Source organism: Nonomuraea africana (assembly GCF_014873535.1).
Classification (GTDB): Bacteria; Actinomycetota; Actinomycetes; order Streptosporangiales; family Streptosporangiaceae; genus Nonomuraea; species Nonomuraea africana.
Genome location: NZ_JADBEF010000001.1, coordinates 8,564,355 through 8,578,326, shown reverse-complemented (window position 1 = coordinate 8,578,326; position 13,972 = coordinate 8,564,355). Strand labels below are relative to the sequence as shown.

Genomic DNA, 13,972 nt, shown 5'->3' with positions numbered 1-13,972 from the left:
ACCCAGCAGGACTTCGCCCCCCGCCGCAACGGCGCCCGTCTGGCCGATTGGACGGGAAAAACCACCCCAGTCACACAGGCCCGCAGGATGCCTTCACTTCACCGCGTCCCCTGAGAAGCGCACCCCGTGATCACGGACAGCGGGGCGGCCACCCTCACCCGGTGACCGCCTCCCCCGCTGTGCCCCTAGGAACCCGTCAGGGAGCGTTCGGCGGCCTCTACCACGTTGGAGAGGAGGAGGGCGCGGGTCATCGGGCCCACGCCGCCGGGGTTCGGGGTGAGGAAGCCCGCCACACCGGCCACGTCCGCCGCCACGTCGCCGGCGATCTTGCCGTCCACCCGCGACACGCCCACGTCGAGCACCGCGGCGCCCGGCTTGACCATGTCGGCCGTGATGAGCCCGGGAACGCCGGCCGCAGCGACCACCACGTCCGCGCGGCGCACGTGCCAGGCCAGGTCGGCGGTGCCCGTGTGGCAGAGGGTCACGGTGGCGTTCTCGCTGCGGCGGGTCAGGAGCAGGCCGAGCGAGCGCCCCACCGTGATGCCGCGGCCGACCACGACGACGTCGGCGCCCTTCAGCGGCACGCCGTACTCCTGGAGCAGCAGCACGATGCCGTGCGGCGTGCAGGGCAGCGGAGCGTCGACCATGTGCACCAGGCGGCCGAGGTTGACCGGGTGCAGGCCGTCGGCGTCCTTGGCCGGGTCCATGCGCTCGAGCAGGGCCATGGTGTCGAGGTGCTTGGGCAGCGGGAGCTGCACGATGTAGCCGGTGCACGCGGGCGAGGCGTTGAGCTCGTCGAGAGCCGCCTCGACGTCGGCCTGGGAGGCGTTGTCGGGCAGGTCGACGCGGATGGAGGCGATGCCGACCTCCGCGCAGTCGCGGTGCTTGCCCGCGACGTAGATCTGGCTGCCGGGGTCGTCGCCGACCAGCACGGTGCCGAGCCCGGGAACCACGCCCCGCTCCTTGAGCGCGGCCACCCGCGCGGTGAGGTCCGCCTTGATCTTGGCCGCGGTCGCCTTGCCGTCGAGTTTCACTGCACTCATGTCCCCCATCCTTCCAGAACGTCCCGGTGCGCAGGTCGCTACGCTGGCCCGTGCACGAGAAAAGGACGGAAGGGGCAAAGGTGGATCTGGCCGCGCGGGGAGCGGAGTTCGCCGAGTTCTGGCGCGAGCGGCACCTGTGCACGCTGACCACGGTCCGTCCGGACGGCACCCCTCATGTGGTGCCGGTGGGCGCGACGCTCGACCTGGAGGCGGGGATCGCCAGGGTCATCACGTCGGGGACCTCCCACAAGGCTCGCCTGATCGCCCACGGCGCGCGGGTCGCGCTCTGCCAGGTCGACGGGCGGCGGTGGTCGACGCTCGAAGGCACGGCCGTGCTGCGCGCCGAGCCCGACCAGGTCGCCGACGCCGAGGCCCGCTACGCCGCCCGCTACAAGCCGCCGCGGCCGAACCCGGCCCGCGTGGTCATCGAGATCACGATCACGAACACCCTGGGCAACGTGTGATCACGGTCGTCGGCGTCGGGGCCGACGGCTGGGCAGGACTGTCCCCCGCCGCCAGGCAGGCGATCTCCGAGGCGGCCGTGCTGGTCGGCTCGGCCCGCCAGCTCGACCTCGTCCCCGCAGGGGGCGCGCGGAAGGTGCGCTGGCCCTCGCCGCTCCTGCCCGCCCTTCCCGCGCTGGTCTCCGAGCCCGGCACCTGCGTGCTGGCCAGCGGGGATCCGATGTTCTTCGGGATCGGCGCGACACTGGCCAGGACGGTCGGCCCGGAGAACCTGCGGATCCTGCCGCATCCCTCCAGCCTGTCGCTGGCCTGCGCCCGGCTGGCCTGGCCCGTCGAGGAGACGCCTGTCGTCAGCCTGGTCGGCCGTCCGCTCGACGCGCTGCGCGCCGCCGTCCTGCCCGGGCGGAGGGTGCTGGTGCTGACGGCGGACGGAGCGGGCCCCGCCCTGGTGGCGGAGCTGCTGAGAGAGCACGGCTACGGCGCGAGCGTCATGCACGTGCTGTCGCGGCTCGGCTCGGCCGACGAGTCGCGGGTGACGGGCACCGCCGCCTCGTGGGCGGCGGAGGCCGGCGAGTTGAACGTGGTCGCGATCGAGTGCGTGGCCGATCCGGGGACCGTGCCGCTGCCGCCGGTGCCGGGGCTGCCGGACGCCGCGTTCGAGCACGACGGGCAGCTCACCAAGCGCGAGGTGCGCGCGGTCAGCCTGGCGCGGCTGGCCCCGCTGCCCGGCCAGTTGCTGTGGGACGTCGGCGCGGGCGCGGGCAGCGTCGCGATCGAGTGGATGCGCACCCATCCGTCCTGCCGGGCGATCGCCGTGGAGAGCCGCCAGGACCGCGCGGACCGGATCGGCCGCAACGCCGCCGCGCTCGGCGTGCCGGGGCTGCGGGTGGTCACCGGCAGGGCGCCCGGCGCGCTGGAGGGGCTGCCGACGCCGTCGGCGGTGTTCGTCGGCGGTGGCGCGACCGTCCCCGGGCTGCTCGAGACCTGCTGGGCTGCCCTGCCGCCGGGCGGCAGGCTGGTGGCCAACGCCGTCACGCTGGAGTCGGAGTCCGTCCTGACCGGCTGGTACGGCAGGCACGGCGGCGACCTGGTCCGCCTGGCGGTCAGCAGGTCCGCCCCCGTGGGCGGCTTCACCGGATGGAAGAGCATGATGCCGGTGACCATCTGGACAGCGACCAAGGAGAGCGGCACGTGACCGTCCACTTCATCGGCGCGGGCCCCGGCGCCGCCGACCTGATCACGCTGCGCGGCCTCCGGCTGATCGAGGCGTCTCCCGTGTGCCTCTACGCGGGCTCGCTGGTCCCCGTCGAGCTGCTGGAGTCGTGCCCGCCGGGCGCCCGCCTGGTCGACACGGCCGACCTCACGCTCGACGAGATCGTCGCCGAGCTGGCCGCCGCGCACGCCCAGGGGCTGGACGTGGCCAGGCTGCACTCTGGCGACCCCTCGGTGTTCAGCGCCATGGCCGAGCAGATGCGCAGGCTGGACGCGATCGGCGTGCCGTACGAGGTGGTGCCGGGGGTGCCCGCGTTCGCCGCGGCGGCGGCGACGCTGGGCAGGGAGCTGACCGTGCCGGGCGTCGGGCAGACGATCATCCTCACCCGCACCTCGGCGCGGGCCACCCCGATGCCGCCCGGCGAGGACCTGACGACGCTCTCGGCGAGCGGGGCCACGATGGTGCTGCACCTGGCGGTCCAGCGGATCGCGCAGGTGGCCGAGGAGCTCGTGCCCGGTTACGGGGCCGACTGTCCCGTGGCGGTGGTGGCCAGGGCGAGCCGCGAGGACGAGCTGGTCATCAGGGGCACGCTCGCGGACATCGCCGCCAAGGTGGCCGCGGCGGGCGTGGTCAGGACCGCAGTGATCGTCGTGGGCAGGGTGCTGACCGCGACGCAGTTCCCCGACAGCCACCTCTACTCCGCCGAGCGATGCCGTCAGCCGTGACGGCCCACGATCACCCCGGCCCTGTCGATCACCACGACGTCCACCTCGACGGGCGCGCCGCGCAGCACGCCGACGGCGGTGGCGTGGGCCCGCTCGGCCACCAGGTCGCCCAGCGGCTCGCCCGCCTCCTGGGCCAGGCGCAGCGCGTGCAGCGCGGTGTTGGCGCCGCGGATGCGCTCGGCCAGCTCCGCCGAGCCGACCAGCCCGGCCAGCAGGCCCAGGTTGACCTGCGACCGACCCGAGTGCAGGTCGAGATGGCCGTCGGCGAGCTTGGACAGCTTGCCCACGCCGCCCGCGATCGTCAGCCTGGGCACGGGGTGGCGGCGCAGGTACTTCAGCACCGCGCCCGCGAAGTCGCCCATGTCGAGCAGCGCGTCCTCGGGCAGGCCGTACAGCTCGGCGGCCACCTTCTCCGAAGTGCTGCCGGTGCACCCCGCCACGTGCGTACGGCCCGCGGCGACGGCCACGTCCACGCCCCTGCGGATGCTGTCGATCCAGGCCGAGCACGAGTACGGCACGACGATGCCCGTCGTCCCGAGGATCGACAGGCCGCCCAGGATGCCGAGCCGCGGATTCCAGGTGCGCCTGGCCAGCTCCTCGCCGTGCTCGACGGAGATCTCCACGATGACGTCGCCGTGGCCGCCGATGGCCGCGATGTGCTCGGTCATCATGCGGCGGGGCACCGGGTTGATGGCGGGCTCCCCCACGTCCAGGGGCAGGCCGGGCTTGGTGACCGTGCCGACGCCCCGGCCCGCCGCGAACGTGATCCCGGTGCCGGGGGCGGCCTGCCGTACGGTCGAGGTGATCAGTGCGCCGTGCGTCACGTCGGGGTCGTCGCCCGCGTCCTTGACCACCGAGGCGGCGGCGTAGCCGTCGCCGAGCGACTCCCTGGCCAGCGCGAACGCGGGACGCTGGCCCTTGGGCAGGGTGATCGTCACCGGGTCGGGGAAGTCGCCGGTGAGCAGCGCGGTGTAGGCCGCCGCCGTCGCGGCGGTCGCGCAGGCGCCGGTGGTCCAGCCGTGGCGCAGTGGCGTGGTCATGGTTCGAGGATGGAGGACGGGTGCGGCGGGTTCTGATCCTGGGTGGCACGGCCGAGGCGCGGGCGCTGGCGGCCGAGCTCTCCGGACGGGTCCACGTGGTGTCGTCGCTGGCGGGACGGGTGCGCGATCCCCGGCTGCCGGTGGGCGAGGTCCACGTGGGCGGGTTCGGCGGGGCTTCCGGTCTGGCGGCGTGGCTGTCCGCCGAGCGGATCGACGCAGTGGTGGACGCCACGCATCCCTTCGCGGCCCGCATGACCGCCTCGGCGGTGGAAGCCTGCCGTACCACCGGGACGCCCTTGCTGGTGCTGCGGCGGCCCGGATGGCCGCCCAGGCCGGGGTGGCGGCTGGTCGGCTCGCTGGAGGCGGCCGCGCGGGTGCTGCCCTCGGTGGGGAGCAGGGTGTTCCTCACGACGGGACGGCGGAGCATGCCGGTGTTCGCCGGGCTGACCGACCTGTGGTTCCTGGCGAGGTCGGTCGATCCGCCAGAGCCCCCCATTCCCGGAAATTTCCGGATACTTCTGGCGCGCGGGCCGTACACGGTCGAGGGTGAGGGGGAGCTGATCCGCGCGCACGGGCTCGACGTGCTGGTCACCAAGGACAGCGGCGGCTCGCTGACCGTCGCCAAGCTCGACGCCTTCGAGGAGGCGGGACTGCCGGTGATCGTGGTCCGCAGACCACCGCTCCCCGAGGGCCCGGTGGCCGTGGAGTCCGTGGCCGCCGCCGCGGCGTGGGTCCACGCGGTGTAGCGGGTTCCTGGAGTTCACGCCGGGTGGCGCCTCGGGGTTCCTGGGCTTCACGCCGGGTGGCATCTCGGGATCTCGGGGGTTCACGCCGGGTAGCGACGCGGGGTGTAGACGGTGCCGCCGTCCGTCGCGCGGGTGGTGGAGGAGCCGATGATGAGCAGGCAGCGCATGTCCACCTGCGCGGGGTCCAGCTCGCCGAGCGTGGTGACGGTGATCGTCTCCTGCGGGCCGCCGACGTCGCGGCCGATCACCACGGGAGTGCCCGCGTCGCGGTGCTCCAGGAGCAGGTCGCGGGCGGCGCCCACCTGCCAGGTACGGCTGCGCGAGGCCGGGTTGTAGATCGCCAGCACCAGGTCCACCTTCGCGGCGGCCCTCAGCCGGTCGGCCACCACCTCCCACGGCTTGAGCAGGTCCGACAGGGAGATGACGCAGTAGTCGTGACCGAGCGGCGCGCCCGCCCTGCTCGCCACGGCGTGCGCGGCCGTCAGCCCGGGGACGATCCGCACCGGGACGCCGGGGAAGTCCTCGGCCGCCTCCAGCACGGCGCTCGCCATCGCGAACACGCCGGGGTCGCCCGAGGAGACGACGGCCACCCTGCGGCCTTCGCCGGCGAGCGACAGGGCGTGCGCCGCGCGCTCCGCCTCGACCCTGTTGTCGGTACGGTGGCGCAGCTGACCCGGCCGCCGCGGCACCCTGTCCACGTAGGGGCCGTAACCGACCAGATCGGTCGCCTCGGCCAGCACCTGCCGGGCCTCGGGGGTGAGCCACTGCTCGCCGGCGGGCCCGAGCCCGACCACCGCCACCCCTTCCCACGTGCTCTCTCCCTGCGGCTCCCGCGGTTCGTCGCGGCGGCTACCGCTGGGGAGCAGCGCCAGGGAGAAGTAGGGCACGCCGGCCGGGTCCACGTCCTTGAGCCGCTCGATCCGCTGGCTGGCCGTGGTGGCGCGCTCGACGTACCAGGCCTCGTCGAGACGCCCGGCCTCCGCCAGCGCGTCCCTGACCTTCTCGAAGGTCCGCCCCAGCTTGAGCACCGCCACCGAGTCCGCGTTCCTCAGCTTCTCGGTGATGACCTCCGCCGGAAGCGTGCCGGGCAGTACGGTCAGCGTCTCCTCGTGCTCCACCAGCGGACGCCCCAGCACCGCGGCCGCCCCCGCCACCGACGTGACCCCCGGCACCACCTCGGTCTCGTAGCGGTGCGCCAGCCGCTTGTGCATGTGCATGTAGGAGCCGTAGAAGAGCGGGTCACCCTCGCACAGCACCACCACGTCCCTGCCCGCGTCGAGGTGCGCCGCCAGCCGGTCGGCGCACTCGGCGTAGAAGTCGTCGAGCGCGCCCTGGTAGCCGCCGGGGTGGTCGGTGGTCTCCGTGGTCAGCGGATACTTCAGCAGTTCCTCGGCCTGACCCTCCCGCATGTACGGCAGCGCGATCGACCGCGCGATGCTCCTGCCGTGCCTGGCGCTGTGATAGGCGATCACGTCGGCCTGGCCGATCAGCCTGGCCGCCTTCACCGTCACCAGCTCGGGATCGCCAGGACCCAGGCCCACGCCGTACAGCCGTCCCGCCACCATGTTCATTCTCGCTCACTGGCGATCGCGTTGACCGCGGCCGCCGCCATCGCACTGCCGCCCCTGCGGCCGTGCACCACCAGATACTCCAGGCCGCTGCTCGCCAGGGCCTGCTTGGACTCGGCCGCGCCGATGAAGCCCACGGGGATGCCGAGCACCGCCGCGGGCCTTCCCACACCCTCCTCGACCAGTTCGAGCAGCCTGAACAGGGCCGTCGGCGCGTTGCCCACCGCGACCACCGCGCCGTCGATCCTGTCGCGCCACAGCTCCAGCGCCGCCGCGCTGCGCGTGGTCCCCATGCTCTCCGCCAGCGCGGGGACCCTCGGGTCGCCGAGCGCGCAGACCACCTCGTTGTCGCGCGGCAGGCGGCTCCTGGTCACGCCCGAGGCGACCATCATCGCGTCGCAGAGGATGGGCGCGCCGTCCAGCAGCGCCCGCCTGGCGTCGGCGACGACCTTCCCCGAGTAGCCGAGATCGGCCACCAGGTCGGTCATGCCGCAGGCGTGGATCATGCGAACGGCCACCTGCGCGACGTCCTGCGGCAGACCGCTCAGATCGGACTCCGCACGGATGGTGGCGAACGAACGCCGGTAGATCTCGGCGCCGTCACGGATGTAGTCGCTCACATGTCCCCTCTGGTCTCTGTCTTCTCTGTCTTCCTGCCATGGCCGACCCGGTAGCCGGTCGGGGTGGCGACCACGTCGACGACCTCCCCCTTCGGACGCCCGCACCGCCGCTCGCACCCGGCCCAGTGCACGAGGACACCGTCGGGGACAGCGGGCGTGGACAGCTCTCCGGTGCCCGCCGCCCATCGCCTGGCATCGCCTTGGACGTCGGCGAGCGACTTGGCGCACCCCGGACGCCCGGTACAGGCGCTGAGCCCCGCCCAGGCAGTGCCGGACCCGGTGACCAGTCCCATCCGGGTGAGCTCGTCGGCGACCCGCCCGACGTCCTCGGGACGGAGGTCGGGAAGGACGGCCGTCCGCCAGGGCGTGATCCGCACCTCACCGGCCACGTCGGCGAGCGCCACGGCCTGGTCCGCGGAGAGCCGTCCCAGCGGGACCACCACCTCCAAGGCGACCCGCCCGTCCCGCTGCGGGACCACCCTCGCGTCCGGCACCCATGGGCCCGCGATCTCTCGGGAGGGACGGCCCGATGACACGCCCTCGTCCTTCGATGCAGCCGGCCCACCGTGGAGCAGGCGGGAAGCGAGCAGGGCGGGGCCGTCGGGAAGGTCACTGACGCGCCAGGCCGTGCCACCGGACAGCTCGAGGAAGGCCGAGGCGGCCGCGAGCATTGACGGGACCACCTCGTCCACGAGCACCGGGATTCCGGCCGTCGCCCCGCCGAGGTGGAGGAGGCCGTCGGAGGGCGAGGTGGCCAGGAAGGTCACGTCGGCGCCGATGGAGAGCACGTCGCCCGTGCCGTCGTCCAGCGCGAAGAGGAACCGGCCCGACAGCCCGGCCAGCTCCGAACTCGCGCACAACCCCCGGTCCAAGGCGGTGACCAGCGGACGCACGTCCATCAGAGACGAGTCCACCCGCCCGGCGAGCGGCGAGGCGAGGATGTTGCGCACCCGCTCGTGCGTCTCCGACGGCAGCAGCCCCACTGCGGCGATCCGAGCGGGGAACGCCCCCGCTTCCGTTGCCGATGGAGCGGGGGTGGAGGGGAGGCCTCTGAGCTGGACGTTGGCGCGGGAGGTCAGTTCGATGACGCCCGAGCCCAGCTCGGCGGAGCAGGCGGCCACCTCTCGCAGCTGGGTCGCGGACAGCGCGCCGCCCGGGATGCGGATGCGGGCGAGGGCGCCGTCTGCGGCGGTGTGGACCTGTAGCGCCCCCGGACAGGCGTCAGGGCGCACATGTCCGTAAAAGTCGGCTATGTCCACGGGGAGGATGGTAACCCGTTCAAAACCCTCTAGGCTGATCGCAGACGAGGGCGAACGGAGGAAGCCGGTGTGATGCCGGCGCGGTCCCGCCACTGTAACCGGGGAGCGAACCCCACCACAGGCCACTGTCCGGCAACGGACGGGAAGGCCGGGGTGAGCGTCGATCCGGAAGCCAGGAGACTCCCGCTCTCGTGACACCCGCGACCGGGGCGAGGACCCCGAGGGAGGAGTTCCGCCGTGCCCGAGGCGACCCCCGAAACCCCGTCACAGGCGACCTCTGGTGCCCAGACGGTGGTGCTGTTGCTCTCCACCTCCGACACCGACCTGCTGAGCGCCAGGGCGAGTGGCGCCGCGTACCGGCTGGGGAACCCCGCACGGCTGACCCCCGAGGAGCTGCCCGCGCTGGTCGAAGGCGTCGACCTGGTGGTGGTGCGGCTGCTCGGCGGGCGCAGGGCGTGGGAGGAGGGCCTCGACCGGCTGCTCGCGGGTCCCAGGCCGGTGGTGGTGCTGGGCGGGGAGCAGGCGCCTGACGCCGAACTGATGGAGCTGTCCACCGTCAGCGGCGGCACGTGTGCCGAGGCGCACGCCTACCTCGCCCACGGCGGCCCCGGCAACCTGGCCGAGCTGCACGCCTTCCTGTCGGACACGGTGCTGCTGACCGGGCACGGGTTCGCCGCCCCCGAGCCGACCCCCACCTGGGGACTGCTCGGCGAAGGGCCGGCGGCCGGCGACGGGCGGCCCGTGGTGGGGGTGCTCTACTACCGGGCGCATCATCTGGCGGGAAACACCGCGTTCGTCCGCACTCTCTGCGAGGCGATCGAGGAGGCGGGCGGGCGCGCGCTGCCCGTCTTCTGTTCCTCGTTGCGTACGGCCGAGCCCGAACTGCTCTCCGTGCTGGGGCAGGCCGACGCGCTGGTGGTGACCGTCCTGGCCGCCGGGGGCAGCAGGCCGGCGACCGCGGGAGCCGGTGGCGACGACGCCGCGTGGGACGTCGGCGCGCTGGCCGACCTCGACATCCCCATCCTGCAGGGCCTCTGCCTGACCACGAGCAGGCAGGCGTGGGAGGAGAACGACGACGGCCTGTCCCCGCTGGACGCGGCCTCGCAGGTGGCGATCCCCGAGTTCGACGGGCGGATCATCACGGTGCCGTTCTCGTTCAAGGAGGTGGACGAGGACGGCCTGACCGTCTACGCGGCCGATCCCGAGCGCACGGCCCGCGTGGCGGGCATCGCCGTACGGCATGCGAAACTCAGGCACGTCCCGAACGCGAGCAAGAAGCTCGTGGTGATGCTGTCGGCCTACCCGACCAAGCACGCGAGGATCGGCAACGCGGTCGGCCTCGACACCCCCGCGAGCACCGTGAAGCTGCTGGCCAGGCTGGCGGAGGCGGGCTACGACCTGGGCGAGGGCCTGCCCGGCGTGGCCGACCAGGACGGCGACGCGCTGATCCACGCGCTCATCGCGGCGGGCGGGCAGGACCAGGAGTGGCTGACGGAGGAGCAGCTGGCCGCCAACCCGGTGCGCATCCCGTCCGCCACCTACCTGGAGTGGTACGGCACGCTCCCCGAGGAACTGCGCGAGGCGATGGAGCGGCACTGGGGCCCGCCGCCCGGCGAGCTGTTCACGCACGAGGGCGACATCGTGCTGGCCGCGCTCAGGGCGGGCAACGTCGTGGTGATGGTGCAGCCGCCGCGCGGCTTCGGCGAGAACCCGATCGCGATCTACCATGACCCCGACCTGCCGCCCAGCCACCACTACCTGGCCGCCTACCGGTGGCTGTCGGCGGAGTTCGGCGCGCACGCGATGGTGCACGTCGGCAAGCACGGGAACCTGGAGTGGCTGCCTGGCAAGTCGGCGGGGCTGTCGGCCGCGTGCGGTCCCGACGCGGCGCTGGGCGATCTGCCGCTGGTCTACCCGTTCCTGGTGAACGACCCGGGCGAGGGGACGCAGGCCAAGCGCAGGGCGCACGCCGTCCTGGTGGACCACATGGTGCCGCCGATGGCCCGCGCGGAGACGTACGGGGACATCGCCAGGCTGGAGCAGCTCCTCGACGAGCACGCCTCGATCGCGGCGATGGACCCCGCGAAGCTGCCCGCGATCAGGGCACAGATCTGGACGCTGATCCAGGCCGCCAGGCTCGACCACGATCTCGGGCTGGCCGATCGGCCGCACGACGCGGAGTTCGACGACTTCCTGCTGCACGTGGACGGCTGGCTGTGCGAGGTGAAGGACGCGCAGATCCGCGACGGCCTGCACGTGCTGGGGTCCGCGCCCGCGGGTCCGGTGCGGGTGGACCTGGTGCTGGCGATGCTGCGCGCCCGCCAGATGTGGGCGGGCGCGCAGACGCTGCCGGGGCTCAGGGAGGCGCTGGGCCTGGCCGAGGACGGCACCGCGGGCCTGGCGGACGTGGACGCCGCGGAGGGGACGGCCAGGGCACTGGTCGAGGGCATGGAGGCCAGGGGCTGGGACCCCGCCGCGGCCGCCGAGGTGACCGAATCGGTCCTCGGTACGACAGAGCCGGCTGACCTCTCCGAACGTGACCCCGCCCTCGACGGGGAGCCGGGGGCCGGGTGGGAGATGGTGACGCGGATCCTGGAGTTCGCCGCCACCGAGGTCGTCCCCAGGCTCGCCAGGACGACCGACGAGATCGACCACCTCCTGCACGCGCTCGACGGCGGCTACGTCCCCGCGGGACCGAGCGGCTCCCCCCTGCGCGGCCTGATCAACGTCCTCCCGACCGGCAGGAACTTCTACTCGGTCGACCCGAGGGCGGTGCCGAGCAGGCTCGCCTGGGAGACGGGCCAGGCGATGGCCGAGTCGCTGCTGGCCCGCTACCGCGCAGAGACGGGCGAGTGGCCCACCTCGGTGGGATTGTCGGTCTGGGGCACCAGCGCGATGCGCACGGCGGGCGACGACGTGGCCGAGGTCCTCGCGCTGCTCGGTGTGCGCCCGGTCTGGGACGAGGCGTCGAGGCGGGTCACCCGGCTGGAGCCCGTGCCGCTGGAGGAGCTCGGCCGCCCGCGCATCGACGTGACGGTCCGCATCAGCGGCTTCTTCCGCGACGCCTTCCCGCACGTGGTGGCCCTGCTGGACGACGCGGTGCGCATGGTGGCCGCCCTGGAGGAGCCGGACGAGGACAACCACGTCCGCGCCCACGTGACCGCCGACCTGGCCGGGCACGGCGACGAGCGCAGGGCCACGATGCGCGTCTTCGGCTCGCGCCCCGGCGCGTACGGCGCGGGCCTGCTCCCCCTCATCGACAGCCGCAACTGGCGCGACGACGCCGACCTGGCCGAGGTGTACGCGGTGTGGGGCGGCTTCGCCTACGGCCGCGACCTGGACGGCGTGCCCGCCCGCCAGGACATGGAGAGCGCCTACCGCCGTATCGCGGTCGCCGCGAAGAACATCGACACCCGCGAGCACGACATCGCCGACTCCGACGACTACTTCCAGTACCACGGCGGGATGGTGGCCACCGTACGGGCGCTGACCGGACGCGCGCCCGCGGCCTACGTCGGTGACAGCACCCGCCCCGACGCCGTGCGGACGCGCACGCTCTCGGAGGAGACCTCGCGGATCTTCAGGGCGCGGGTGGTGAACCCGAACTGGCTGGCCGCGATGCGCCGCCACGGCTACAAGGGCGCCTTCGAGCTGGCCGCGACCGTCGACTACCTGTTCGGCTACGACGCGACCACCGGTGTCATCGCCGACTGGATGTACGACAAGCTCACCCAGGCGTACGTGCTCGACCCCGAGAACAGGGAGTTCATGGAGCGGTCGAACCCGTGGGCGCTGCACGGGATCGCCGAGCGCCTGCTGGAGGCGGCCGAGCGCGGGATGTGGGCGCACCCGGACCCCGACGTGCTGCGCGACCTGCAGGAGGCCTATCTCAAGGCGGAGGGCGACCTGGAGGACGACACCAGCCGCTGAGCGGCGCTCGGCGTGCCCGCCCAGTGGAGGTGCAGGTAGGAGGCGGTCAGGAGCGGGTCGCCGTGGCCGTCTCCGCCGCCCTCCCACCGGAAGAGCGGCTCGCCCGCCGTGGTCACGGCCGTCCGGTGGAACTCGTGCCCCCGGTACGGCTCGCCCGCGCGGGTGAGCAGCGAGTCGCGGGTGGCGACGGCGTCGCGGTAGCCGAGGGTGAGCCTGGGCGTCATCTCCGCCTTGGCCGCGATCCTTCCGCACATGGTGTGGTCGTCGAGGCTCTCGCACAGGTAGAGCAGTCCCGCGCACTCGGCGGCGACCGGTCCTCGGAAGGCCGCGATCTGACGCTTGAGCGGCACGTTCGCGGCCAGGTCGGCGGCGTACATCTCGGGGAAGCCGCCGCCGATCACGACGCCCGCCGTCCCCTCCGGCAACGCCTCGTCGCGCAGCGGATCGAAGGTCGCCACCTCGGCCCCTGCCGCCTGGAGGAGCTCGGCGTGCTCGGCGTACCCGAAGGTGAACGCCGCGCCTCCGGCGATCGCGACCACCGGCCCGCTGTCGCGACCGCCTCGCGGAGCACCCGCGGAGGTCTCCGCCCGGCTGCCCTCGGGCCTGCGCCGCGAAGCCTCGGGCATGCGCCCCGCAGGAGTCGCCAGCGCCTCGCCGGGGCTCCACGGCTGTTCGAGCAGCGCGGGAGCCGTTCGCGCCAGCCGTACCAGCGCCTCCAGGTCGCACGAGCGGGCCACCAGCTCACCCAGTCTCTCCACCGCCGCCACCGCCTCCGCCTCGCGTTCGGCGGCGGGGATCAGCCCCAGGTGGCGGGAGGGGGTGGAGACCGCGTCGTCGCGCCGCAGCGCGCCCAGGACCCGTACCCCCGCCGCGTCCAGGGCCGAACGGCACAGCTCCTCGTGCCGGTCGGAGCCCACCCGGTTGAGGATGACGCCGCCCACCCGCACCCGAGGGTCGAAGGTGGCGAAACCGTGCACGACGGCCGCCACCGACCGGCTCTGGCGGGCCGCGTCCACCACGAGCACGACAGGGGCGTCCAGCAGCCTGGCGACGTGCGCGGTCGAGGCGAAGTCCGTGTCGCCCCTGCCGTCGAACAGGCCCATCACGCCCTCGACCACGGCGAGGTCCGCGTCGCGGGCGCCGTGCAGGAACAGCGGCCCGACCGCCGACTCGCCGGTCAGCCACGGGTCGAGGTTGCGGCCAGGCCGTCCGGTGGCCAGCGCGTGGTAGCCGGGATCGATGTAGTCGGGGCCCACCTTGTGCGGCGACACCCGCAGCCCGCGCGTCCGCAGCGCCGCCATGAGCCCGGTCGCCACGGTCGTCTTGCCGCTGCCCGACGCAGGCGCGGCGATCACCAGGCGCGGGA

The 13,972-nt window shown here is 73.7% G+C and carries 11 protein-coding genes and 1 riboswitch; of the genes, 5 read left to right on the top strand and 6 right to left on the bottom strand.

The genetic code is table 11. The annotated features are described in order from the left end of the window. Positions 1 to 185: 185 nt before the first annotated feature. Positions 186 to 1,043 (bottom strand): bifunctional methylenetetrahydrofolate dehydrogenase/methenyltetrahydrofolate cyclohydrolase, encoded by an 858-nt coding sequence (locus tag H4W81_RS41140; protein WP_192779730.1) that lies wholly within the window; start codon positions 1,041 to 1,043, stop codon positions 186 to 188. 80 nt (positions 1,044 to 1,123) lie between these two features. Here H4W81_RS41140 and H4W81_RS41135 point away from each other — a divergent pair, with 80 nt between their 5' ends. The 3 genes from H4W81_RS41135 to cobM are packed head-to-tail and all read left to right on the top strand — an operon-like array spanning position 1,124 to position 3,443. Further along, the gene (locus H4W81_RS41135; RefSeq protein ID WP_192779729.1) at positions 1,124 to 1,507 is read left to right on the top strand and encodes a pyridoxamine 5'-phosphate oxidase family protein; all 384 of its coding nucleotides are present in this window, start codon (positions 1,124 to 1,126) and stop codon (positions 1,505 to 1,507) included. Next, entirely contained in the window at positions 1,504 to 2,700 is a 1,197-nt protein-coding gene (gene cbiE / locus H4W81_RS41130) for a precorrin-6y C5,15-methyltransferase (decarboxylating) subunit CbiE (protein ID WP_192779728.1), read from the top strand. The genes H4W81_RS41135 and cbiE overlap by 4 nt, the downstream gene beginning before the upstream one ends. Continuing rightward, positions 2,697 to 3,443 (top strand): precorrin-4 C(11)-methyltransferase, encoded by a 747-nt coding sequence (cobM, locus tag H4W81_RS41125; protein ID WP_192779727.1) that lies wholly within the window; start codon positions 2,697 to 2,699, stop codon positions 3,441 to 3,443. Before cbiE ends, cobM begins: the two co-directional genes overlap by 4 nt. Here cobM and H4W81_RS41120 read toward each other — a convergent pair. Continuing rightward, positions 3,434 to 4,483: a cobalt-precorrin-5B (C(1))-methyltransferase gene (locus H4W81_RS41120; protein WP_192779726.1), complete on the bottom strand. Its 1,050-nt coding sequence runs from the start codon at positions 4,481 to 4,483 to the stop codon at positions 3,434 to 3,436. The two genes, cobM and H4W81_RS41120, sit on opposite strands and share 10 nt — an antisense overlap. A gap of 20 nt (positions 4,484 to 4,503) precedes the next feature. On the opposite strand from H4W81_RS41120, the gene H4W81_RS41115 reads away from it, so the two are divergent. Next, the gene (locus H4W81_RS41115) at positions 4,504 to 5,229 is read left to right on the top strand and encodes a cobalt-precorrin-6A reductase (protein WP_192779725.1); all 726 of its coding nucleotides are present in this window, start codon (positions 4,504 to 4,506) and stop codon (positions 5,227 to 5,229) included. Between the two features lie 80 nt (positions 5,230 to 5,309). On the opposite strand, the gene H4W81_RS41110 is transcribed toward H4W81_RS41115, so the two are convergent. The 3 genes from H4W81_RS41110 to H4W81_RS49640 are packed head-to-tail and all read right to left on the bottom strand — an operon-like array spanning position 5,310 to position 8,676. Beyond that, positions 5,310 to 6,800 carry a precorrin-2 C(20)-methyltransferase gene (locus H4W81_RS41110; RefSeq protein ID WP_192779724.1) on the bottom strand — a complete coding sequence of 497 codons (1,491 nt, stop codon included), beginning with the start codon at positions 6,798 to 6,800 and terminating at the stop codon, positions 5,310 to 5,312. After that, positions 6,797 to 7,417, bottom strand: coding sequence for a precorrin-8X methylmutase (locus H4W81_RS41105; protein ID WP_192779723.1), 621 nt, complete (start codon positions 7,415 to 7,417; stop codon positions 6,797 to 6,799). Before H4W81_RS41105 ends, H4W81_RS41110 begins: the two co-directional genes overlap by 4 nt. Continuing rightward, positions 7,414 to 8,676, bottom strand: a complete 1,263-nt coding sequence (locus H4W81_RS49640) for a precorrin-3B synthase (RefSeq protein WP_318782395.1) — start codon at positions 8,674 to 8,676, stop codon at positions 7,414 to 7,416. Before H4W81_RS49640 ends, H4W81_RS41105 begins: the two co-directional genes overlap by 4 nt. A gap of 11 nt (positions 8,677 to 8,687) precedes the next feature. After that, positions 8,688 to 8,878: riboswitch (cobalamin riboswitch) on the top strand. An 89-nt stretch (positions 8,879 to 8,967) separates the two neighbouring features. On the opposite strand from H4W81_RS49640, the gene cobN reads away from it, so the two are divergent. Then, positions 8,968 to 12,606 (top strand): cobaltochelatase subunit CobN, encoded by a 3,639-nt coding sequence (gene cobN, locus H4W81_RS41095; RefSeq protein ID WP_192781343.1) that lies wholly within the window; start codon positions 8,968 to 8,970, stop codon positions 12,604 to 12,606. Here cobN and H4W81_RS41090 read toward each other — a convergent pair. After that, complete coding sequence (locus tag H4W81_RS41090) at positions 12,561 to 13,964, bottom strand: cobyrinic acid a,c-diamide synthase CobB (RefSeq protein WP_192781344.1); 1,404 nt, start codon at positions 13,962 to 13,964, stop codon at positions 12,561 to 12,563. The two genes, cobN and H4W81_RS41090, sit on opposite strands and share 46 nt — an antisense overlap. Positions 13,965 to 13,972: the final 8 nt, after the last annotated feature.

Bases quoted from the DNA above. Each gene is read 5' to 3' on its own strand.
- H4W81_RS41140 (WP_192779730.1), bottom strand. From the start codon at position 1,043: ATGAGTGCAGTGAAACTCGACGGCAAGGCGACCGCGGCCAAGATCAAG.
- H4W81_RS41120 (WP_192779726.1), bottom strand. From the start codon at position 4,483: ATGACCACGCCACTGCGCCACGGCTGGACCACCGGCGCCTGCGCGACC.
- H4W81_RS41110 (WP_192779724.1), bottom strand. From the start codon at position 6,800: ATGAACATGGTGGCGGGACGGCTGTACGGCGTGGGCCTGGGTCCTGGC.